This window comes from Mongoliibacter sp., assembly GCF_007692705.1.
In the GTDB taxonomy this organism is placed as follows: Bacteria; Bacteroidota; Bacteroidia; order Cytophagales; family Cyclobacteriaceae; genus Mongoliibacter.
Genome location: NZ_REBN01000175.1, coordinates 1 through 22,751, shown reverse-complemented (window position 1 = coordinate 22,751; position 22,751 = coordinate 1). Strand labels below are relative to the sequence as shown.

The window sequence follows — 22,751 nt, the reverse complement described above, 5'->3', positions numbered from 1 at the left end:
TTATCAATTCTTAAAATTTGAGGATCCATTTTTTTTTATAATGTATTTTTCAATAAGAAACCTGCCATGCTTTCATAGTTGCCAATCAAAGAGGAATAGAGATTGGATTCCCGAAGTAGGGCAGGTTTCTGTTAGTATTTCGCCGAAGGCATATTTCAGATTATTTCAATGCCTTAACTTTTATTCGTTTTTTTTAAATGGGTTCAACTACCCCTTCCATTTGACCCCAGTATCCTTCCAGCTTTTTGAAGCTGCCGAATCCAGCACTGCCTGACAGACTTTTTGGGTTTCAAAAGCATCCTGAAAAGTAGGCGCACAAGGTTCACCTGTCTGCAGACTCAAGAAAAAGTCTGCTGCTTGGTGAATAAAGGAATGCTCGTAACCAATGGAGGTTCCAGGTATCCACCACCTGTTCATGTAGGGTTGCTCCCCTTCAGTTATATGAACCCTTCTCCATCCTCTTACTTGGGACTCGTCTTTGTGGTCGAAAATTTCCAACCAGTTCATGTCGTGTAGATCCCAACGTAAAGAAGCATGTTCGCCATTAATCTCAAAAGTGTATAAAGCTTTATGCCCCCGAGCATACCTCGTGGCCTCAAATAATCCCAAAGAGCCATTGTCAAAATGACAATGGAATAAACAGGCATCATCGATACCCACCTTTTGAACCTGTCCACTTCCCTGATGTACCCTTTCCTTGATAAAGGTTTCTGTCATTGCGGAAACATCCTTAATCCCCCCATTGATCCACATGGCAGTATCTATGCAATGGGCCAGTAAATCACCGGTCACCCCAGATCCTGCCGCATCCACATCCAATCGCCATAGGGCATCGCCCCCTTGTGGCAGTTCTGGATTGATGGTCCAATCCTGTAGGAAATTCGCTCTGTAGTGGAAAATTTTACCCAATTTCCCGGAATCTACAATTTGCTTCGCCAGTGTTACTGCCGGCATTCTCCTGTAATTATACCACACCGTATTTTTCACGCCCGACTTTTCAATAGCCTTGACCATGGCTTCACCTTCTTCCAAAGTTCTGGAGAGGGGTTTTTCGCACAAGATCATTTTACCCGCATTCGCCGCCGCTATGGCTATTTCAGCATGGGTGTCATTGGGGGTGCAGATATCCACTGCATCAATGTCATCTCTGGTTATCAATTTTTTCCAGTCTGTCTCGTAAGCAGCATAGCCCCATTGCTCTGCAAAAGCTTTGACTTTTTCTTCCCTTCTGGCACAAGCAGCTTGGAGCACTGGTGTGTATTCAAACTCTGGGAAAAAATCAGGGATTCTTTTGTAGGCATTGGTATGGATCCTCCCCATCAGACCGGTGCCTATCAATCCTATTCGTATTGGTTTTTTATTGCTCATTTTTTTAGATTTTAGATGTTAGACATAAGATTTGAGACCAAAAAAGTGTTTTCCTTTAGTCTCTCATCTTGTTTCTTGTTTCTTGCTTCTATTATCTTAACCATGCCATCCATGTGCTTCACGGACTTTAATTAAAGCAGCAAGGATATCATTCCAAGTTTGTTGTTTTTCCATCACGGCGTTGGGGAACATACAGCCATCCCAACAAATGTGTTGCATGGCTTTGGTCAACTTGCCCTTTTCGTCCCTCAACCAATACCCGGCATCATGGGTAATGTCCAGCAATCCGTTGGGGTCTGTGGCCTGACAGTGACGCCCGGTTTTGTCATGTGAGCCCGAACCGAAAACAGAGCCGTCATTCTGGGCAACATGGAAATCTATTGTCCATGGGCGAAGGGCATCAGTCACTGTTTTTAAAGCGGATTTGATTGCTTCCCGGTCATTTTTGTCAAAATCAGCTGGAAGAATTCGATGTTCAGGGGCATTGTATCCCAAGGTATAAAGGAAGGTGTGGGACATGTCGGCCTGGAACCCGATATTTTTCCTGTCCACCATCTCTAACAATTGCACCATATGTTTCCAGCTGTGCATGCCTCCCCAGCAGATTTCTCCCTCTGCAGCCAACCGCTCTCCATAATCAGCGGCAATATCACAGGCTTCACGGAAAGTTTGAGCTATTATTTTGCTATTTGCTTCAGGATCCTTGGCCCAGTCAGAAACCCCGGCTGCTGAATCAATCCGCACCACGCCATAATGTCTTACACCCAATTCATTCAGCCGCTTGGCTATGACACAGGATTTCTTAACCATTTCCACAAATGTCTTTCGCTGTTCTGCACTTCCCATTGCCGAACCCGCCCAAATGGGAGCCACAAGGGAGCCGATATTGAGATTAAATTTGGAAACTTTATCTGCCAGCTTTTTGATGTCATCATCTGACATATCTATGTTGAGATGGGGATCCAGTAAACCGATATCTATACCATCAAATTTCACCCCGTCTACTTCGGCAGCAGCGGTCATTTCCAATAAAGTATCGAAAGGAATGACAGGTTCTGAATCGGGACCTTTACCTACTATTCCTGGCCAGGTCGCGTTATGGATTTTAGGATAATTGTTTTGTGACATGGTTATTTTGGTTATTTGTTAAATGAGTTATTCGGTATTAGTTGATTTAGTTTTTCATTAATTGGTGAAGGGACTATTTTTTGATATTGGGATATTAAGATATTTGATATTGTTGCTGAAATTGACCTTAAATCCCAAGGACTGCAAAACGCATTGTCTCTTGGTTCTTGTCTCTTGTTTCTAACCTCTAATATCTCGCATCTAAATTCTCGTCTCTATCATTCTACTTTCAAATCCGGATTATTGGGGCCAAAGTGCTTGAGCATCACAATAGGATCTGTTTTGGAAGGATTACTGATCTTTACTCCGGCTTTGGCTGCACTTTCAGAAACAAAGTATTCATCATGGGTGAGTTGCCCATAACGGATCAAAGCGGGGGTTTCCAGGTCCCACACACCCATTTTGCCATGTCCCTGCATCATGATCATTCCATAGGCAGCATTGTCTGTAATAGTGACAGTTTGTCCTGGCAAGATCGTAAGCTCTTTTGCACTGTAATCATGGGAGCGGTAACAGATCCATTTTTCTACAAAACCTTGGGACTCCATCCAATCCTGTTCAAAGACGGGTTTGGGAAGCATGAAGTGGTTATCAAGGATATTTGGATTGGTATTCAGTTCCCAATCGATGACTTCCACCAATAGGTCATAATCGCCAATTCTATCTTTAGGGGTGCCGTTCCAAAGCAATTCTTCGGGAATAATGGCCTCATTGACCAGAGATTGGTACATGGCGAAAATATCTGAGGCCTTCTGCGGTTCATAGGTGCAAAGGCTTCCGGGAGCATGAAGCATGCCTGGAGGTACATCCCATCCTGTACCTGGTTCCAGTTTAAAGGCCTGCGAATAATTGGTGATCTTATTATCACCTTTATTGAAATTCATGAGGCACTCTTTGATCTGTGCTTTGGTGGTTCCGGGAGCAATGCCAAAAAAGGTATAAGGAAAATCTCCCCCATGGTTATTGAGCTGGGGAGGAAAGTAGTACGCTTCTGGTTTACCCTTCTGACCTGTCATGGCAGCATATTCATCGTTATGGTGAATATGATGGGGTAGGGGCCCCATATTGTCAAAGAATTTGGAATACATGGGCCAACTTTTGTGTTCATCCCAGATTCTTTCTCCTATGATATCCCCTTTCAGTTCATCAATGGCATCTTTCAGCAAAAACAGCTTTTCTTCTGCACCATCCTGAAAAACGATATGGCTCAAGCCTTCATTTTTTCCGGTCAATGGTCCATTTTGTGCGGGTGTGGTGGAGGAAAGCCATCTTTCATCGATACCTCCTCTGACACCACCCAAAACATAGTAATCATCAGGATGTAATTTTATCCTTCTGCCAGGTACACAAAATGATCTGGGTACCCAGGTCGGTGTCAATCGGAGGATTCCCTCTCCTTGTTCCAATGCTTTTTTAGCCAAACTCATGATAATGCGGGTTATTTTGGTTTAAGGTTTATTGATGTTTATTAAATTTTCCAGTTCATCTTCTTTGGTGATGACCTTTAATTCAAGATCGTAGTTTCTTTTTTCTCCGGGGGCCAACTCGATCAAAGTACCTTCGTTTCTGGCTTTTGCCTGTCCAATAGGAGGGTTGGTTGCTGGTTCCAATGCGGTTACATATTCCCCTTTGCCCCAATGCTGCCAATTGATTAGCCATGGTAATTGAAGGGTATTGAACTTTATTGACAATCCAAGACCCAACTTCTCGTTGACAAAACCACAAATGGTTGTGCCATTTTCCTCCGCTTGAGGAGTGATAAAAGCAACATCTTCTCCAAATCCTGCATGCGCTTCCATAGGCTCAGGACATTTTTTAAAATTGTTGGTTCCATTGAAAATCCTGTTAGATGGATTCTTATCCATGGATTCCCATTGTCCTTTCCAAATGATGTCTGTTCCTTGATCAATCAAAGGGTAGCCACAATTGATGTGGTACAATAGCATATGCGGAGCAGGAGTATTGCCAAGATTGGTGATCTCGTCATGAATTTTTAAGTAGCTCTCCCCAAGTACACTGGAAATGGTTCTTTTTAACTCCAATTGAGGACCAAAAGTGGTCATCTCCCGAACAACTCCTGTGACGCCCATATGGAGATCTCCATTTCTTAAATCGGGTTGCTTTACTGAAATAAGTTCCGCAGCAATATTGCTGTAATTTCCATGGAGTCCTCTAGTTCCATATTGGTCAGATTCCGGACCTCCCGTATGGGAAAGACCACAAGTTGTAAGAAGCCCACCGGCAAATGTTCTAAGCCAATCAATTCCTTGGTTGGAAAAGGGTTGGGGCTGCACCACTCCTGCATGACTGATCCAAGCCAAGCTATTGGCGTTGAAAAAAGCATCAGCAATGTCCATACCGCGGTCCAGAACGATTTTGTACCTCAAGCCGCCTCCTGTATTCACCCAGGCAATTCTAACTCCTTTACCAAGTCCATTATCCAAAACAGATGTCTCGATTCCACCCAATTGAGCAGGATTGGAGATTTTGTTCTTAGAATGATGAATCAAAGGATTTAAAGTGTTGCCCATTTTAATTTTCCTTTAGGTAAATATTTTTGAAGGCAACTTGCATAGGTGGACCCACATGAACCTGCAATCCTAAATGTCCTTTAAAACTTCTGTTCATAGGGTCTTCATCCTCCACTTCACTCATCAAGATCCCATTGACGTAATGTTGAAGAAGATTGCCTTTGATGACCAAATGCATGTGATTCCAATCCTCAGCCTTAATTAGATTTTTCAAAGAATCCTTATCTCCCAGTTCTTCGATCAGTTCAAGACCACGCCAGGCATTTCTTTCTACAAAATCCCGGATTTCGCCAGGAGGATCCTGTGGATTGATTTTGGTTTTCTGCCCCCTATAAGCCAAGGTAGTCCTTTTTCGCTCTTCATAATTCTGGCCTGTGTAGGTGTTTTTCCCATCTATGTCTGCCTGATAGCCTCTTAGCGCAAAAGGGATCTCCTCCAACCTGTCACTTCTGTAATTGATCCCCGAATTACCATCTTCAGAGATTTTGAAATCAACTTTTAATTCAAAATCAGCAGGTTCACCACCAGTCCAAATCAGGAAGGTATTGGTTTTTAAGTCAGTTTCAGGAGTCAGTTCACCGATAAGCAATCCATCCTCAACCCTCCAAATATCAGGGTCACCTTCCCAGCCATCCATATTTTCGCCAAAAAAAATGGATACAAAGCCATCATCAGCTTCCTGACTTGTATCAGAAGTTTTCTCTTGGCTACAAGCAGTCAAGCTGATTATAACCAGAATGCATAAATATTTTAAATTGCTAAAATCTTTCATTTGCTGTTTTTTAAGGATCCAATTCAAATCACTCTCTGTAGACTTCGTGGTTTGGATTTCCACCCGAAATCAAATAAGCCATCAAATCCTTTAATTCCTCTTCATTCAGCCGGTTAATCAATCCTGGCATCATGACAGAAATGTCGGATAGTTTTTTACTGTTCACTTCTTTCTTTGGAATCTCCCGTAAATTCTGGGGATCAAATGGGTTTTGTGAGATATAGTATTTGTCTTTATCCTCATTGGTCAATTTGCCCAAAATAGAGCTGCCATCACGCATATAGAAAATGGTAGCCGCATACTGATCGCTGATTACTGCATTGGGATTGATGGTGGATTCCAAAATATCCTTTGGAGAAAAGCGGGTGCCCAGTTGGGTCAGATCAGGGCCTACCACTCCACCTTCTCCTTGCATGGTATGGCAGGATTGACACAAAGTGGCTGCATACATGGCTTTGCCCTTTACCAAGTCTCTACCTTTCAGATCATCCATAAGGGCTAAAGCCTCATCCACTTTCCAATTGCGGCCTGGACCTTGGGGCTGAATGTCCGAAACTGCAAGATCATTGCCGCTGCCCGTAAGCAGAGAAGCCCCAGACATCTCATTGTATTGATCAAATTCAGTAGGGTTGACCTTATTCAACGCCATTTTTCTGGCCCTGTCAATGAAGCCCACATAGCTTCTGCCTCCTTTGTATTGAAAGGCATCATGAATCCAAGTGAAATATGCCTCTCTCAATTCTGGTGTCCAACCCACTTTTGCACCACCTAGTACAGTAGCGTAGTACGTTTGTTGTGCAGGTGGTACATTGGCCAACATATCTGCAATATCGAGACCGTATTGTGGATTTCTTAAGATCAGATCAGAGGAAGAAGTAAAAGTTTTTTGGTAATCCGAGTCGTCCTTTGCTAGCCTGAGTTGGGCTACGATCTTTTCCACAGCTTCAGTATCTTCTATATGCACCAATACTTTGCTTAGTGACCTGTCAAGGTTATTATTTCCTGAGGGGAAACGGGGATTCAGCATTTCGGCCAATTGTTCTTTCATTGCAGGGGAAGGCATGCCCTGTCTGAATAGACTCAATTCAACAACCCTTACCAGATGAAGTTGATCGGATGGAGGTAACTGCCTGAAATCTACAGCAGCAAGAGCTTCCAATATCCTCGGCTGAAGATTTTTATCTCCCAGTCGGACAAGGGCTATCATGGATTGAATCAGCGCTTTCGGTTCTTTTTCATTCAATGCTTTTTCCTTCCATTCGTTGACAGGTTGGTGTTCTATGGCGATTCGTGCTGCGTATTGAATAAACCTGTCCTCATCTTTGAGGTAAGGCCATGCAGCTTCCACTGCACCTGCCTTTGGCCCACCACTGTGAAAGGCTTCCAACATCCTCCTGGTTTGGTGTGCTTCAGGCAAGTTGATAGCTGTTTTACCCTTTTCTGAATCATCTGTTTTTCCTGCATAATAGACCCTGTACACATCTGATTCCAATCTCCTTCCACCTGTCATAAAATACATGGCGCCATCCGGTCCAATGGCTCCATCAGTGAGAGGAAGAGGTGATCCGGAAATGAATTCCTCTGCAGTAGCGGTATAAGTAGCGCCTGAAGGATCTAAAAATACAGCGTATATGATACCGAAGCTCCAGTCAAAAGCAAAGAGCGCTTTCCTGTATTTTTCAGGAAAATTAGAACCTGTCCCAAACATTACATTGGTAGGGGATCCTTGGCCAATATTCAAAATAGCAGGCAAATTATCCGGATATTCCGGGGACCACTTATGGTTTCCCGTTCTCCATCCAAATTCACTGCCACTGGTGACATGGCAAATACGGGTCGGCCTGTACCAAGGCATGCCAAAATCCCATTCCATATCTGAATCATAGGTAAATAAATCACCGGCTTCATTGAAAGCGATGTCATAGGCATTTCTGAAACCGGCACTGATCAGTTCCCAGTTTTTTCCTTCTGGATCAATCTTGGCAATCCATCCTCCTGGAGCCATGCGGTTATTGGCATGTCCTCTTGGGTCTTTGATCAAAGGGAAAATATTGTCTTCATCCCATACCCTTGGAAGTCGGTAGGCATCCATTTCAGGCACATCCACATGATTTCCTGCTACCAGATAAATGGATTGTCCATCAGGCGATACAACCATACTGTGTGGGCCATGTTCTCCAGGCTCGCCTTGAAGTGATTTTATCAAAGTGATTTTATCATATTGGTCATCACCATTGCTGTCCTGTAAACGATAAAGTCCAGTACCTTTATCAAAAGCGTCATTGGCATTGTGATTGACCATGACATAAAGGCTGTTAAAGGCATACAATACCCCTTGGGCAAAGCCCATCCCAAGTTTAGTTTCATCTGTACCCACTTTGAGTTTTTCCACCCTAGGAGTGAGATCTTCAGCGCCTATTTCCGGGATTTCAAGCCGATAAATTGCCCCATATTGATCAGTTGCAATCATCCGCCCCTTTTCATCGAAGGTTACGCCTACCCAAGAACCCTGATCATTCTCTCCAGGACTGTAGATATGTTCAGCAACAAAGCCTTCCGGTAATTTTAGCTTGGCTAATTTAGGGTGGAGCGGAGTGTTGTCTTCTTCCTTTTTTCCGCAGGAAAAAACCAAGCCTAAGGTCAAAAGGATGGTAATTGATTTTAAAATAGAATTTTTTGTGTACATAGGATATGCTTGTCTGGGTATTTTTTAGGTGAGTTTTTATGTGTTCAGAAGCTCAAACTCCACTTTTCCATGCCCATCTGGGGTGGTGTAAAAGGGTCTTTTTTCAATCATGTAATGGGTATCCGGAGGGATGCCTAAGGCATGGTAAATGGTCTGGTGGATGCTGTCAATTTTGATCGGTTTTTCTATCGTTTTGCAAGGTCTTTCATCTGCGGTTTTGCCATAAACATGACCTCTTTTTATACCTCCGCCAAACATTAGGATGGAACAGCCATCAGTAAAATGTCGGTGCATGCCATAATTCTTCATGTCTTCGATGATTTCAGGGACATCTACCTGATCCAGCACCTTCAAATCCGGACGACCTTCGGTCAACATGTCCCTGCTAAATTCACTGGCTACTATCACTAAGGTTCTTTCCAATCTTCCACTTTCATCCAAGTCCTTAATCAACTGGGCTATGGGAGCATCGATTAATTTTTTCATGTCTTTGAGACGGGTATGGCCATTGTCATGGGTATCCCAACCAAAAAATGGCTCATATTCTGTTGTGACGCTGATGAACCTCGCTCCTTGGTCAACCAGCCTTTTGGCCAAAAGGCAGCCCAACCCAAATTTTCCTGTATTGTAGGTGTCGTAGTTTTCTTTAGGCTCTTGGCTCAGGTCAAAGGCTTTGGCTTCAGGTGAGTTGAGGAGTATATACGCTTGCTCCATGGATCTCTTCAGCGATTCTTTCTGGTAATCACTTCCTAATTCACCCATAGGACTTTCACTGATCAGGTTTTGATACAGCTGGTTCCTTGCTTCAAATCGCTTGAGAGACATACCGACCGGAGGACGCACACTTTCAAGACCGGAAGTAGGATCCGGTATCAGAAAAGGCCCAAATTCAGATCCCAGGAAACCTGCGCTGTGAAAAGCTTTCAGCTCTTCCCCTTCTCCAACTGTAAACCTTTGGCCGATATTGATAAAGGGGGGGATGACTGGGTTTAAAGGACCTAATTCTTTGGCTATCCAAGACCCAATATGCGGTACCACAACAGATTGAGGTGGTTCATAGCATGTATGCCAGTGGTATTGGTGTCTGGTATGCAGGATATGACCTAAATCTGCAGCCACATAAGACCTGATCAAGGTGCCACGGTCTATGATTTTCCCTATAGATTCCAATCCTTCTGAAAAATGGATGCCATCCAAGGCAGTGGGGAATGATGGAAATGTACTGAGGACTTCACTGGAATGCATCCCTTTGCGGAATTCAGTATGTTTTTTAGGATCAAAGGTTTCCGTATGTGCCATGCCGCCTGCCATAAAAAGCAGGATGACGGTATCAGCAGTTGAGGAGATGGCAGGGTTGGATTGACAGGATGATAGCAAACCTGAAAGAGGAGCTCCCATGGCCATGGTAGCCACAGCGGCAGCGCTGGTTTTTTTTAAAAAATCTCTCCTTTTCAGTTGCTCGTTCATTTTGATCAATGCTTTTGATTTTTCAATTAGTAAATTATCTGAAATTCAGGAAGTAACATTACCGCCCAAAAAAAATCCTGGATTTGCTCAGCTTTTGGCTGATCACCCAAGGCATCTTTTGCGATTTTCAATTCCTTTTGGCTAGGTTTTCTAAGTAGAACTTTCTGGTAAAATTGTTCCGAAATCAATTCGGCTGTATGGAATTGCTCCCTCCATGAGACAGCTCCTTTTTCAAGAACCTCATAAAGCCTTTCTCCATTGGTCAGTTCCAATGCCTGTAAAAGGCTGGCCTGGGAATCTCTTGAGGTGGTTACGATCTCTCTATTGGGTCTGCCTAATGCGGTAAGGAAACTGTTGTTTGCCACCAGAGAGGCCCTCACAAATGCTGGGACTGAGGCTTCATTTTTCGCCAATTGGAAAGGATTGTACTTAATCTCCTGTTCATCAAATAGTGGGTGAATGATTTGGCTTACCGCATCAGAAAACTGCTCTGCTGTCATTCTCCTTCTTGCCATGCCGGTGAAGACATAATCTTCATCTTGAAGTAAACCGGCACTTTCTATTCCAGAGGAAGCAGATTGGTAGATTTTGGAGGTGGCGACCCGGTAGATTAATTCTTTCAGGTCATAACCTGTGTCTACAAATTCAGTTGCCAACCAATCCAATAAATCCTGGCTCCAAGGCATATTATCCATTTCATCTACAGGCTCTACCAATCCTCTTCCCATGAGTTGCTTCCATATCCTGTTGACAATGGTCCTGTACATTCTGCCATTGGCCGGCTGGACAAGGTGTTCTGACAGCTGTCTGAGTTTTTCAGCTTTGGTGGCTAAACTGTCGATTTCCCCCAGTTCTTCCCAAAGTATTTTGGTGGAGGCCATTTTTCCGGTAGGCTGTTCACAGCGGCTTACCTCCAAAGTGGTGTCTGCAAAAATATTAGCGAAGGCATAGGCCTGGTCGAGCTTCCAGTCCGAGATAAAGCTGTCATGACAAGAGGCACATTTGAGGTTAAGCCCCAAAATTACCTGACCCACATTTTGTGCGGCCTGCATTTCTGTTCTTTGACTGGCATTGACAGTACCGCGCCATCGGATGCCTTCTATAAAACCTTTGGATTTTTCATCCGGATTGAGCAATTCCTTGATAAAAACGTCATAGGGTTTGTTGTTCAGAAGAGACTGGTACAACCAATCTGTAATGTTGTATCTTCCATTGGTAATGTAGCCTGTGCCGGTATAATCATTCCTTAAGTGGTCATTCCAAAAAGTCAGCCAATGCATGGCAAAATCATCGTTTCTGTTGAGTAATTCCTCGACCAAAATGGATCTCTTGTCAGTTCTTGGGTCTTTTGAGAAAGCTTCCAAATCTTCCGGACTTGGGAGGAGTCCAATAAGATCAAGGTACACTCTTCTCAAAAATGTTTTATCATCAATGCCTTGGGGCCATTGTATGTTTTTCTCCTGAAAATAGTCATTCACAAATAAATCAACCGGATTGATTAAACCGCTGACTGATTTTGGAAGGGGAGGTCTCCTAGGGGCCAGGTCAGCTACCCTATATATGCTTGGTTGAGTAGCATTATCCGGCCAAGGGGCTCCCTTTTCCACCCAAAGTGTCAGCAGCGCAATTTCTTCCTTACTTAAAATGCTGCCTTTGGCAGGCATTACGTCTTTGTGGTTTTTGGGCAGTTTAATTCTTCTGATCAGCTCACTTTGTTGTGGGACTCCTGCCACGACGACTGCTCCGGATTCTCCTCCTTTAAATACATGCTCTTTGGTGTCCAATCTCAAATCTCCTTCGATCTTAGCGCCACTATGGCATTTGTAGCAATTATGAGCCAGAATGGTTCTTACTTCACCAATTAATTTCAGTTCTGCATCGGTGGAAAGCGTGGCCCCTTCTGATTGGTAATGGGCAAGATCAAATTGGTTGGGTTGGTAGGGAGCATTGCCTTTGCCCCAAGGCAAGGTACTACTTAGGAAATCTTCTCCATGGGTCAAAGAAGCTCCAAAATGACCTGTGAGGATGATGCCTAGCGTTGTCACGAAAAGTGTTGCCCTGAAGAACTTTATATTTTTTGTCCGTTTTTTTATCTCAATCTGAGTCAAAAACCATAGTAAAACCAAGCCTATCGTAGCTGTTACAAACCCTGAGCGTTGGTGTTGATCCAGTAAATCACCAGTGATATTTTCATTTTCAGCTAGCTGCCATCCGAAAAATGCGGCGATTATTGCTGAAAAAATGCCTCCAAGTAGGATGGCATTGATCCCTGGTCGTAGTTTGGATTGGTACTTCCCTATGGTAAAAAGTTCCAGAATAGCAGCAAAAACCAGTAGGGCTATAGGAAAGTGAACTACGAGCGGATGAAGCCTACCGAGGAATTGCCAAAGCCAGAAATTTTCTACTATCATGGGTTATTAAGGGCAATTTGTTTATTAAAAGGAGTCAAGAATCTTAACAAATAAGTTCTAAATTTTTGCATAAAAAACTATCCTGTACACACCTGTATACTGTTGATCTCTTTAGATTTTTTTAATTAAAACCTGGATTCCTTGCAACACTTGTTTTGACCCTTTGCCAATATTGTTTTTTGGATATCTTGGTAAATACATAAATTCAGAAAAGAAATAATAGCATTCTTAATCAGGATAAGGCAGGATGGATTTTTGGATAATTAAGGAGACTTTTTATCCTTCGATTTTGACTGACCAAAAAATGGTATAAAACTAATTCGTGATCAAAAAAGAATGAGACGCCCCTTATCAACCCATATCAGCAGATTGCTTAAAATCCTTGCGATTATAGTTTTTCTAATCCCTGTTTTTCAATGCAGTCAAAAAGATGGAATTAAGATCCATAAAGGAGACCACATCATTCTCATCGGGAATAATCTCGGTTCGAGAATGATGGATTACGGGCTTTTTGAAACAGAAATGCAAGTCAGGTATCCGGATAGCCTCTTGTATATCCGAAATATGTGCGATGGGGGAAATACACCTGGATTTAGACCTCACTCAGGCAGGGTATCACCATGGGCATTTCCAGGCGCGGAGGATTTTCAGACAGAATTTGCAAATAACTCGAATTCCGAAGGACATTTTGAAACACCGGATGAATGGTTGTACAGGCACGAAGCTGATATCATCTTGGCTTTTTTTGGATACAATGAATCATTTCAAGGGGAAAAGGGTCTGCAAAATTACAAAGCGGAATTAGATGCTTTTATCAAACATACACTCCAACAACCATACAACGGAGATAGCCCTCCCCAATTGGCCATCATTTCTCCCATAGCTTTCGAAGACTTGTCTTCACTTAAAGATTTGCCTGATGGCGTCAAGGAGAACAAAAACCTTGAATTATACACCAAGGCTATGAAAGAGGTGTCAGAAAAGAACAAGGTGCTATTTGTGGATGCATTCCAACCTTCTAAAAAATGGTATTCATCCTCCAAAGAACCTTTGACTATTGATGGTTCCCAACTCAATGAACAAGGGTATCAAAAATTGGCCGTCTTATTGGCTGATCAGGTATTTGGTAAAACCAAAGCTTTGGGGGCAAAAAACAAAGAACTGACCCATGAGATGGTCATGAGAAAGAACTGGATGTGGCATAATGACTATAAAATCCCGAACGGAGTACATGTTTATGGAAGGAGGTACAAGCCATTTGGGCCAGATAATTATCCTGCTGAATTGGAAAAAATCAGGCAGATGACGGCTATCCGTGATGAGGCCATCTGGAAGGCAGCAAAAGGGGAAAGAATGGATATTGAAGTGGCTGACAAAAACACCATAGAATTACCACCTGTTGAGACCAATTACAATCCACAGCAAAACGGGAATCTGACTTACCTGTATGGACAAGATGCCTTGGACCAGCTGACCGTACCAGAAGGATACAAAATAGAGCTTTTTGCTTCAGAAGTTGAGTTCCCGGATTTGGCCAATCCTGTACAGATGAGTTTTGACAATAAAGGTAGATTATGGGTTGCCACCTGTCCCAGTTATCCGCATTACAAACCGGGTAATGAAAAACCAAATGATAAAATTATCATTCTAGAAGATACCAATGGAGATGGCAAGGCCGATAAGCAAATTGTTTTTGCAGATGGGCTGCATCTTCCCATGGGTTTTGAGATTGCGCCGGAGGGAGTATATGTTTCACAGGGTACCCATTTAAAGATTCTCATTGATACCGATGGAGATGATCGAGCGGACAAGATTGAAATTTTGCTCAGTGGTTTTGATGACCATGATACCCACCATGTGATTTCTGCATTTACTGCTGATCCTTCGGGTGCGATTTATATGGGAGAGGGAGTATTTTTGCATTCTAATGTGGAGACTTCCTATGGGCCTTTGAGAGCGACTAATGGAGGGTTTTTCAGGTACAATCCTTTAAGACACCACTTAGAGAGAACCGCGCAGTTGTCTATCCCTAATCCTTGGGGAATAGCTTTTGATGAATGGGGGCAGAACTTTTTTGCTGAAACTTCAGGACCGGATGTGATGTGGATGATGCCAGGAACTGTTTTACCAAGGTATGGAGAGGCTACCCACAGATCTTATAATTTGATTGAAGATGCCCACAGGGTAAGGCCTACATCAGGACTGGAGTTTGTGTCCAGCAGGCACTTTCCCGATGAAGTACAGGGAGATCTTTTGATCAATAATACTATCGGGTTTTTAGGTATGAAGCAACATGCGATTGAAGATGATGGAACGGGCTTTAAGACTCGGCATAGGTTGGATCTGGTGAAAGGAAGTGATAGAAATTTCCGTCCTGTCGATATGGAATTTGCTCCTGATGGCTCACTTTATTTTATCGATTGGCACAATGTGCTGATAGGGCACATGCAGCACAACGCCAGAGACCCTTTGAGAGACCATGTTCACGGAAGGATTTACAGGATTACCTATCCTTCCAGACCATTGGTAACACCTGCCAAGGTGGATGGTGCAACGATTTCTGAATTATTGGATAACCTAAAGCTGCCTGAGTTCAGGACACGCTATAGAACAAGAAGAGAACTGAGGGGAAGGGATACCGATCAAGTTGCCTTGGATATAAAAAAATGGACTGCCGGACTTGATAAAAATGATTCCAAGTACGAGCATTTCCTGACAGAAGCGCTATGGGTGACTTGGGGAATAAATAAAGTAGACCAAGAGTTGTTAAGGCAATTGTTAAAAGCCAAAGATTACCGGGCAAGGGCAGCAGCAGTAAGGGTATTGAGGTATATGGGACACCAAGTGAAAGATCAGGACAAATTATTATTGGAGGCAGTAAAGGATGAGCATGGAAGGGTGAGGTTGGAGGCTATCACAGCTGCTTCATGGCTTCCCATAGAAAAGGGACTTCCTATTTTGGCCGAAGCTGAGAAAATGCCTTTGGACAATTGGATGGTACATGCTCATGAGGCAGCTGTAGCCCATATCAATGGGATTTCAGTCAGAGAAAAGAAGGAAGAAGATATCAAATCGAACCTGAAAGGGGGAGATTTGGAGTTGTATCTCATTGGGAAGGAAATTTACAACAGGGATGGTTTTTGTGCCACCTGCCATCAACCTGACGGAAGGGGATTGTCCGCTTCTTTGTTTCCACCTCTAGTTGGCACCAATTGGGTTTTGGGGAGTGAGGAGCGCTTGATCAAACTGGTCCTTAAAGGGTTGATGGGGCCTATAGAAGTGTTGGGAAGAGAATATCCAGGACAGGTACCTATGACTCCCTATGAGGGTATGCTCAATGACAATGAAATAGCTGCCGTATTGACTTATGTAAGGAATTCTTTTGGGAACCAAGCCTCACCGATTCGACCTGAAAAAGTGAAAGAAGTCAGGACTTCTGTTGCCGATAGAAAAGGGTTCTATTCACCCGCAGAGTTGCTAAAGGAACATCCGATGGAAAAATAATGGTGATATATGCTTTGCGATATAAATACATATATGCCTTCGTCGATATAAGGATCAACATCATGAAATGAGGAAAAGCCATGAAAAAAACTATAGTAACATCTTTTATCCTTTGCCTACTAACATGGGCAGCTGTGGCACAGACTCAGGACCATCAAAAGCTTTTGGATCTTGATCTTGGCTGGGAAAAGGCCCTTTTGGAATCTGATGTAGGATTTTTGGATAATCTACTGGCTGACGATTTTATCTGGGTCCACAACCATGCCAGCCTCATTGATGGAAAAGAAGCTGTAGTCTCAAGGGCAAAGCGCATTCGGGAAGGACAGGTTGACAATACCAAAGGAAGGGTTTCGCGGGATCAGACTGTTTTGATTTTGGGAAATACAGGCGTGGTAAGTGGATTTACAATGGTAGATAGAGGTCCCAGTCCTGTGACATACCATTTCATGAGGACTTATGCTAAAGTGGATGGTAAATACTTGCTTCTGGCTAACCATACCATGGAGGTGCCAAATGAAGAGTTAAAATGAAAAATCTATCCCTTTTATCATTGAGCACTTGCTGATAAAGGGGTTTTAGATTTAATCCTATTTTGAAAGACGAAGTGAAAAGACGGCCAAAAAGTTTTAGCAAAAAAACTAAGATAAAAAATGAAAAACCTACCATTCAAATTCGGCGCTGAGGTTTATACCTGGTATATGAACAGTGACGGAGAAACATACAATAACCAATTGGGTCACATGATCGAAATCATTTCCAAAGCAGGCTTTACAGGAATACAGCCCATTTTTTCGTGGATGGGGAAACTTTCTGATCCGGTTTTGTTGGAAGAAAAACTTAAAGAGCAAGGTATTGAATTGGCAGCAGTTGCATTGGCATTAGAATGGAACGGAGCAGGGGAAACTGTTGAAGAAAAGAAGGTAGCAGACAATGCAATAGAGCTTTTGAGAAGATTTCCCGGTTCGGTTCTTTGTACCGTTCAAATTCCCACAGGACGTCATGAGCTTATTCAAAGAAGAAAAAGTCTTACAGATATAGTAAACACAGTTTCCCGACGGGCAAAGGAAAAAGGCGTGGAAAGCAGTTTTCATCCCAATTCACCGCATATATCCATCACCAGAACTGAAGAAGATTATCAAGTAATTTTGGAAGGCTTGGACCTTTCCGTCACTGGTTGGTGTCCAGATGTGGGGCACATCATCAATGGAGGCATGGATCCTCTTGCCAAAATGAAGGAATATCAATCTATCATCAATCATGTGCATTACAAAGATTGGGATGGAAAGCCAGAGTTTGCTTTGATGGGAAATGGTAAGGTGGATTTACTTGGAATTACACAATGGCTCAAAGATATTGGCTATGCTGGCTGGATAATCTGCGAGGATGAAGGTAAGGAAGCCTTAGAAGACCCGGATTTTGTTACGCTACATGATGGGAAGTGGATAAATGAGGTTTTGGTGCCGGGGCTGGTTTAGAAGCGAGAGACGAGAAAGCTAGAAAAGCAACAAGAAACAAGACATAGGTTTATCAGCGTTATCCTCAATCATATTTCTGAAATTGAAGGTAAAAAAATAGAAAAACATGCCAACAATAAATACTAACGGAATCAACATCTACTTTGAAGAAAGAGGTTCTGGAGAACCTTTACTTCTCATTATGGGAATCACTGCCCCAGGATCAATCTGGGAAAAGCATGTAGACCAATGGGCAAAAGCCTTTCGCTGTATATTGGTAGACAACAGGGGGGTAGGGAAATCTGACAAACCTTTAGGTCCATATTCTTCTCTGCAGATGGCGCAGGATTGTATTGGAGTTTTGGATTATTTGGGTCTTGATAAAATAAAAATAGTAGGCGTTTCCATGGGAAGTATTATTGCGCAACAGATGGCAATTCATTTCCCGACAAGGGTTAAGGCTTTGGTGCTCATGTGTCCTTGGGCCCGATGTGACAATGCAGCAAAAGCTGTTTTTCAACACATAAAAGATTGCAAGGCTAAGTTGAAACCTGAGGAATTCAGTCTTTACATTCAGTTGTTGATTTTTTCCAAACGCTCTTGGGATAATGATGAACTCTATTCTGGACTATTGGAAGATCGTAAAAATGCAGCTTTAGAGCCTAACCCACAGCCTTTAACTGGTTTGGAAGCTCAAGCGGATGCCTGTATAGATCATTCTGTATTAAATGAATTAAATGAGATTGCCTGCCCTACTTTTGTTTTAGGAGGAGAGGAAGATGGCTTTACGCCTCAATGGATGACCAAGGAAGTTGCTGCAGCAATTCCAAAATCCAAATTACATATCTACCCGAAAAGTGGCCATGCTTTTCATTGGGAAAATCTGGAGGATTTTAATGAGAGAGTAGGGGATTGGTTGGAAAGTCAGCCTTGATAATGTTTTGAATTTAAAGACCATGCTTTTCTCCCATTTCCTTTATAAACTTATATCCATTTTCCGCCATCTCCCATGGTTCTGAAAATTCTCTCCAAACACCAATAGAATTGGCAAAGTCCGGGTCATTTCTGGTGAAACCTTCGATGGTCAGCCAGCCTTTGTATTGGATTTCTGCCAAAGCCGCGAAAGTTTCATCCCATGGTACATGTCCTGAACCAGGCGTACCACGATCATTTTCGCTGATGTGAAAATGCGCCAACCGTGGACCTATACTTCTGATCGCATCACCTAACTTTTTTTCCTCCATGTTGGCATGATGGGTATCAAACATCGCCTTGACATTAGAATGGTTGACGATTTTCAATAAGTTTGAAAGTTGCTCCATAGTATTGCAGAGGTAGCATTCAAATCGGTTCAGGGCTTCAGGTGTCAGAAGAATTCCGGCCTGTGCCGCATAATCTCCTGCTTGGTGGAGGATTTCAGCACTTCTGGCATATTCGATTTCTTGAGGAGCAGCTTTAGAAAAAGTGGCAAAGGCGGAATGAATGGGGCCACACAAGACCTGCGAACCCAGATCATGTGACCTGTCTATGATCCATTTGATCTTTTCAAGGCCATTTTGGCGGACAGCCTTTTCAGGGCTGATGAGATTCTCTTCCGGACTAAGAACAGAAACGGTGGTGACTTCCAAGCCAATCTCCTTACAATAATTGCCTATGTTTTTATAGGCGGCATTATCAGGTGAACCCACAAAAAACTCTGCTCCGTCATATCCGATATTTTTTAGCCTGTCCAGAATGGGTTTGAGCTCATCTGACATGTTTGCTGACCAGGCCAAGACATTGAATCCGATTTTGTTCATGGTTAAGGGATTTTTTAATTGTTAATTTCTAATTCTTAATTTTACATTCTTCATTTAAAATCCTCCACTTTCATTCCTTTCCTGAAAGTTCCAAATCCAAACATGGATGGTTCGTATTCCCCAACAATAGAGACCTCCATATCTTCTGTAATTTTATCTGGCATATCCAAAGCCCAAAAAGCAGCATTTACGATTAACCTCCTGAGGTCATCACTTATCAGATCAACAGAGGCCCCCATAGTGGTGGTAAATACTTTTCCTTTTTTGCCGCCTTCTACCTGGTAATCCTTTGTCCAAGCCATAGGCATGATTGATTTTTCCCAATTGATGGGGGATTCAGGTGTCATGCCTGAGGTTGGCACGCCATAGACTAAGACTTCTGCTTCTTTTTGTAAGTTCTTAACCGTGTAGACATCTGATGCTACCCATATATCATTCACGCCTATCAGGATAGGGTGGTTCTCTTGCTGGGCAATACCATCAATTAGCGCTCTTGCTCCCTCTGTACCGTGGTCACCATGATGCGCCACCCAGGTTTCTCCCAGGATTTTCTGACCAAAACCACCTTCCCAGCCCGATTCCTTACTCATCCAATGGTATTTGGCAAAAGGACTGTTTTTGTTTTTTTCATAATGGAAAGCATGCGTGGCTGTCCGCATACCAATAATGGGTTTTCCGGCCAAGAGGTAATTGTGGAATTGCTGGGTTTGCTCATCGGGTAACTCCCTGAACCTGGTGAGCAAAATCATCAAATCGGCTGATTCCAAATGATCCAGACCGGGGATATTATTTTGGTAAGAGGGGACGATGTGACCTGTTTCCGGCTCGATGGGAAAAAGTACAGTGCAGGTAAAGCCATAATGGCGGGCCAATAACTTGCCCAACATAGGCATGGCTTCTTCTGAGCGATATTCATCATCTCCACTGATCAGTACAATATGTTTTCCTTTTCCAGGTCCTTCGGTTCCTTCAAATTGCAGCCAGGACTTTCCTTCCTGTGCCTTACAGGCGATTCCCAATAGCATAAATAAGGTGAGGAGAATCAGTGATTGATTCTTAGAGGGTGTGATAGCGTTCAGATGGAGCATGACTTGTGTTTGGAATAAACTTTAAATTATTTTTAAAAGCCTTATAAAAAAAGTTTTGCAACATTATTTTAACACAAATCTATCTTCCCAGATCTGAAAAGCCTGTCCAGCAGCGGGAGCAGGGGTAATCAGTTGTGTGAATATGGAAGATATTTGATATGTGTACATTTCAAGCAAAACCTATGGCTTAATCCACAAAACACAATTTACAGGACATCACATGACACAAATACCCATAGGATTTTTGTATTTTTCAAAATGAACCCAAAACCTACCTATGGAAAAAGCCATTGCTTCTGAACAGCCTGTTCCCGCTGGCGAATTTGAAAGGCAGCCTGTTCCCCGCTCCCAATTTAAAAGCTGGAAAAAATTCCTCGGCATGTATGCCGGAGAACATGCGGCAGGGACAGAATTTGTCATAGGTCCTTTGTTTTTGACGGCAGGAGTATCGGCTTTTGATTTGATTATAGGTTTGCTTTTGGGAAATTTTCTGGCAGTCTTGACTTGGAGGTACATCACCACACCTATAGCCACAGCGGAGCGTTTGACACTTTATTACAAATTGGAAAAAGTAGCTGGCAAAGGATTGGTAAAGGGGTATAATCTTGCCAATGGCTTGCTTTTTTGCTTTTTGGCAGGCGCCATGATTACCGTCTCGGCCACGGCTGTAGGAATTCCCTTTGACATGCCAATGCCGGCATTGACCGATACCATTCCGAGTAGCCTTTCCTGGATTTTGGTGGTATTGGGGGTTGGAACAGTCATTTCAATAGTGGCTGCCAAAGGGTATGATACCGTTGCAAAATTCTCCAACTGGGCGGCTCCTTTTATGATTGTGGTATTTTTGATCGCCGGAATATTGGCAGCTAAAAGATTGGGGGTGGAAAGCTTGACAGACCTTTGGGCAGTATGGGGAGAGGGATCGGAGCCATTTCCGGGACAGATCAAATTTACCTTTTGGCATGTTTTGTTCTTTGCATGGTTTTGCAATGCAGCCATGCACTTGGGGATGTCCGATATGACCGTACTTCGCTATGCGGATAAAAACTCGGTGGGCTGGACGACAGCAGGGGGAATGTATGTGGGCCATTTTATGGCTTGGATATCGGCTTGCCTGATGTTTGCACTGTACCTCAAAGGCCCCGAGGCGGCAGCAATCTTTGCAAGAGGGGATGTGCCCTCTGTATCCCCAGGCCCATTGGCGTATGAGGTCGTGGGATTGGCAGGCTTGCTTTGTGTGTTGGTAGCCGGATGGACCACTGCAAACCCGACTATTTACAGGGCAGGTTTGGCCTTTCAGGCGATTTTCCCGAAAAGTTCAACAGTAAAAGTCACCTTGTTTACTGGAGGTATAGCTACCATAGCGGGATTGTTTCCTGCCTTTGCCATGAAGTTGCTGGATTTTGTGGCGGTCTATGGTTTCATCTTAGCACCAATAGGAGCAGTGATTTTCTTCGAATATTATTTTACAGAAAAAATGGGTTTAAAGAAAGATTATGCCACTCACAAAGGAATTCATTTTAACTGGACTGTATTGGCTGCCTGGCTGATCAGCATGGCAGTTTTTTATGGTTTATCTGTTTATTTTCAGGTATTCCTTTCATTTTTCACCCTGCCTGCTTGGATAGCCTGTGGTGTTTTGTTCTTGTTGTTCAGTAAATTCTTCCAGAAAAAATGAAAGGGCTATTGTTTCTTCTATTTTACATCCGCCCCCAATGATGTACCTGTTTTTCTCAAATCTGTTCCGGTTATCAGAATTGTCCAAATAAACCCTCTCAACTAATCCAGGCAAAACGAATGTCCAACTTCTCTTTTACCTGATTAATCAGTAAATTGACTTTATGGAAGAGGAGGAATTGAAAAACAAAGTAAAGGAGCCATTTGCCGAGAATGGGCGATATACTTATGCCGATTACCTGACCTGGCAGATCGATGAAATGGTGGAGCTGATCAAGGGCAAGGTTTTCAGACAGGTGGCTGCACCAAGAAGAATACATCAGGAAATTTCAGGTAAAATATTCAATAGGCTCTATAATTTTTTAGAGGTCAAAAAATGTATGGTTTATTCAGCCCCTTTTGACGTCCGTCTTCCCGTTAAATCGAAAAAGCATGAAGATATTGATACTGTGGTACAGCCGGATATCTGCGTGATATGCGACCCCGAAAAACTGGATGAACTGGGATGTATAGGTGCGCCTGACCTGATTGTGGAGATTCTTTCTCCCGGCAACAATAAGAAAGAACTGCACAATAAATATGAAGTTTATGAAGAATCAGGCGTAAAGGAATATTGGATCATCCATCCCAATGAATGTACCCTGATCGTCAATTCCCTTGTAAATGGTAAATACCAGGCATCTAAAGTTTTCACCCATGGTGACAACGTAGCCTCGCAGGCCGTTGAAGGATTTGTGCTGGATTTGGAAGAAGTGTTTCAGGATATGATTTTATGAATTATTTTTTGACCCCATGTCATATATACCTAGCTTTTTGACACTAAAGGGTATATATGAAGCCAAGCCAACTGGAACAAGTCATCAAAG

16 protein-coding genes are annotated in these 22,751 nt (G+C 43.0%); 6 read left to right on the top strand and 10 right to left on the bottom strand.

From position 1 onward, the window contains the following. Positions 1 to 207 precede the first annotated feature (207 nt). The 8 genes from EA341_RS12120 to EA341_RS12085 all read right to left on the bottom strand — a co-directional run bounded on the left by EA341_RS12120 (position 208) and on the right by EA341_RS12085 (position 12,363). The gene (locus EA341_RS12120) at positions 208 to 1,368 is read right to left on the bottom strand and encodes a Gfo/Idh/MocA family oxidoreductase (protein ID WP_293014722.1); all 1,161 of its coding nucleotides are present in this window, start codon (positions 1,366 to 1,368) and stop codon (positions 208 to 210) included. Positions 1,369 to 1,464: 96 nt separating this feature from the next. Further along, on the bottom strand, positions 1,465 to 2,496 hold the full coding sequence (locus EA341_RS12115) for a TIM barrel protein (RefSeq protein ID WP_293014719.1): 1,032 nt from the start codon (positions 2,494 to 2,496) through the stop codon (positions 1,465 to 1,467). Between the two features lie 218 nt (positions 2,497 to 2,714). Then, positions 2,715 to 3,923: a hypothetical protein gene (locus EA341_RS12110; RefSeq protein ID WP_293014716.1), complete on the bottom strand. Its 1,209-nt coding sequence runs from the start codon at positions 3,921 to 3,923 to the stop codon at positions 2,715 to 2,717. 21 nt (positions 3,924 to 3,944) lie between these two features. Further along, positions 3,945 to 5,027 (bottom strand): aldose 1-epimerase family protein, encoded by a 1,083-nt coding sequence (locus EA341_RS12105; protein ID WP_293014714.1) that lies wholly within the window; start codon positions 5,025 to 5,027, stop codon positions 3,945 to 3,947. Between the two features lies 1 nt (position 5,028). Then, positions 5,029 to 5,799 (bottom strand): DUF1080 domain-containing protein, encoded by a 771-nt coding sequence (locus EA341_RS12100; protein WP_293014712.1) that lies wholly within the window; start codon positions 5,797 to 5,799, stop codon positions 5,029 to 5,031. Between the two features lie 28 nt (positions 5,800 to 5,827). Further along, positions 5,828 to 8,485 (bottom strand): c-type cytochrome, encoded by a 2,658-nt coding sequence (locus tag EA341_RS12095; protein ID WP_293014709.1) that lies wholly within the window; start codon positions 8,483 to 8,485, stop codon positions 5,828 to 5,830. A gap of 36 nt (positions 8,486 to 8,521) precedes the next feature. Then, the gene (locus EA341_RS12090; protein ID WP_293014707.1) at positions 8,522 to 9,952 is read right to left on the bottom strand and encodes a DUF1501 domain-containing protein; all 1,431 of its coding nucleotides are present in this window, start codon (positions 9,950 to 9,952) and stop codon (positions 8,522 to 8,524) included. Positions 9,953 to 9,978: 26 nt separating this feature from the next. Then, entirely contained in the window at positions 9,979 to 12,363 is a 2,385-nt protein-coding gene (locus tag EA341_RS12085) for a DUF1549 domain-containing protein (RefSeq protein ID WP_293014704.1), read from the bottom strand. 336 nt (positions 12,364 to 12,699) lie between these two features. Here EA341_RS12085 and EA341_RS12080 point away from each other — a divergent pair, with 336 nt between their 5' ends. The 4 genes from EA341_RS12080 to EA341_RS12065 all read left to right on the top strand — a co-directional run bounded on the left by EA341_RS12080 (position 12,700) and on the right by EA341_RS12065 (position 18,255). After that, complete coding sequence (locus tag EA341_RS12080; protein ID WP_293014702.1) at positions 12,700 to 15,867, top strand: PVC-type heme-binding CxxCH protein; 3,168 nt, start codon at positions 12,700 to 12,702, stop codon at positions 15,865 to 15,867. Between the two features lie 80 nt (positions 15,868 to 15,947). Then, positions 15,948 to 16,397: a nuclear transport factor 2 family protein gene (locus EA341_RS12075; RefSeq protein WP_293014699.1), complete on the top strand. Its 450-nt coding sequence runs from the start codon at positions 15,948 to 15,950 to the stop codon at positions 16,395 to 16,397. A gap of 120 nt (positions 16,398 to 16,517) precedes the next feature. Then, complete coding sequence (locus tag EA341_RS12070; RefSeq protein ID WP_293014696.1) at positions 16,518 to 17,342, top strand: sugar phosphate isomerase/epimerase; 825 nt, start codon at positions 16,518 to 16,520, stop codon at positions 17,340 to 17,342. Positions 17,343 to 17,448: 106 nt separating this feature from the next. Then, entirely contained in the window at positions 17,449 to 18,255 is an 807-nt protein-coding gene (locus tag EA341_RS12065; protein ID WP_293014693.1) for an alpha/beta hydrolase, read from the top strand. A gap of 13 nt (positions 18,256 to 18,268) precedes the next feature. Here EA341_RS12065 and EA341_RS12060 read toward each other — a convergent pair whose 3' ends face one another. Further along, positions 18,269 to 19,120 (bottom strand): sugar phosphate isomerase/epimerase, encoded by an 852-nt coding sequence (locus tag EA341_RS12060; protein WP_293014691.1) that lies wholly within the window; start codon positions 19,118 to 19,120, stop codon positions 18,269 to 18,271. 50 nt (positions 19,121 to 19,170) lie between these two features. Then, positions 19,171 to 20,208: a ThuA domain-containing protein gene (locus tag EA341_RS12055; protein WP_293014689.1), complete on the bottom strand. Its 1,038-nt coding sequence runs from the start codon at positions 20,206 to 20,208 to the stop codon at positions 19,171 to 19,173. Positions 20,209 to 20,485: 277 nt separating this feature from the next. Here EA341_RS12055 and EA341_RS12050 point away from each other — a divergent pair, with 277 nt between their 5' ends. Together EA341_RS12050 and EA341_RS12045 are read left to right on the top strand one after the other, a co-directional pair. Beyond that, positions 20,486 to 21,886 (top strand): hypothetical protein, encoded by a 1,401-nt coding sequence (locus tag EA341_RS12050; RefSeq protein ID WP_293014687.1) that lies wholly within the window; start codon positions 20,486 to 20,488, stop codon positions 21,884 to 21,886. 163 nt (positions 21,887 to 22,049) lie between these two features. Then, the gene (locus EA341_RS12045; protein WP_293014686.1) at positions 22,050 to 22,661 is read left to right on the top strand and encodes a Uma2 family endonuclease; all 612 of its coding nucleotides are present in this window, start codon (positions 22,050 to 22,052) and stop codon (positions 22,659 to 22,661) included. Positions 22,662 to 22,751: the final 90 nt, after the last annotated feature.

Bases quoted from the DNA above. Each gene is read 5' to 3' on its own strand.
- EA341_RS12070 (WP_293014696.1), top strand. From the start codon at position 16,518: ATGAAAAACCTACCATTCAAATTCGGCGCTGAGGTTTATACCTGGTAT.
- EA341_RS12095 (WP_293014709.1), bottom strand. From the start codon at position 8,485: ATGTACACAAAAAATTCTATTTTAAAATCAATTACCATCCTTTTGACC.
- EA341_RS12100 (WP_293014712.1), bottom strand. From the start codon at position 5,799: ATGAAAGATTTTAGCAATTTAAAATATTTATGCATTCTGGTTATAATC.
- EA341_RS12090 (WP_293014707.1), bottom strand. From the start codon at position 9,952: ATGAACGAGCAACTGAAAAGGAGAGATTTTTTAAAAAAAACCAGCGCT.
- EA341_RS12045 (WP_293014686.1), top strand. From the start codon at position 22,050: ATGGAAGAGGAGGAATTGAAAAACAAAGTAAAGGAGCCATTTGCCGAG.
- EA341_RS12120 (WP_293014722.1), bottom strand. From the start codon at position 1,368: ATGAGCAATAAAAAACCAATACGAATAGGATTGATAGGCACCGGTCTG.
- EA341_RS12055 (WP_293014689.1), bottom strand. From the start codon at position 20,208: ATGCTCCATCTGAACGCTATCACACCCTCTAAGAATCAATCACTGATT.
- EA341_RS12105 (WP_293014714.1), bottom strand. From the start codon at position 5,027: ATGGGCAACACTTTAAATCCTTTGATTCATCATTCTAAGAACAAAATC.
- EA341_RS12110 (WP_293014716.1), bottom strand. From the start codon at position 3,923: ATGAGTTTGGCTAAAAAAGCATTGGAACAAGGAGAGGGAATCCTCCGA.
- EA341_RS12050 (WP_293014687.1), top strand. From the start codon at position 20,486: ATGGAAAAAGCCATTGCTTCTGAACAGCCTGTTCCCGCTGGCGAATTT.
- EA341_RS12060 (WP_293014691.1), bottom strand. From the start codon at position 19,120: ATGAACAAAATCGGATTCAATGTCTTGGCCTGGTCAGCAAACATGTCA.
- EA341_RS12080 (WP_293014702.1), top strand. From the start codon at position 12,700: ATGAGACGCCCCTTATCAACCCATATCAGCAGATTGCTTAAAATCCTT.
- EA341_RS12115 (WP_293014719.1), bottom strand. From the start codon at position 2,496: ATGTCACAAAACAATTATCCTAAAATCCATAACGCGACCTGGCCAGGA.
- EA341_RS12085 (WP_293014704.1), bottom strand. From the start codon at position 12,363: ATGATAGTAGAAAATTTCTGGCTTTGGCAATTCCTCGGTAGGCTTCAT.
- EA341_RS12065 (WP_293014693.1), top strand. From the start codon at position 17,449: ATGCCAACAATAAATACTAACGGAATCAACATCTACTTTGAAGAAAGA.
- EA341_RS12075 (WP_293014699.1), top strand. From the start codon at position 15,948: ATGAAAAAAACTATAGTAACATCTTTTATCCTTTGCCTACTAACATGG.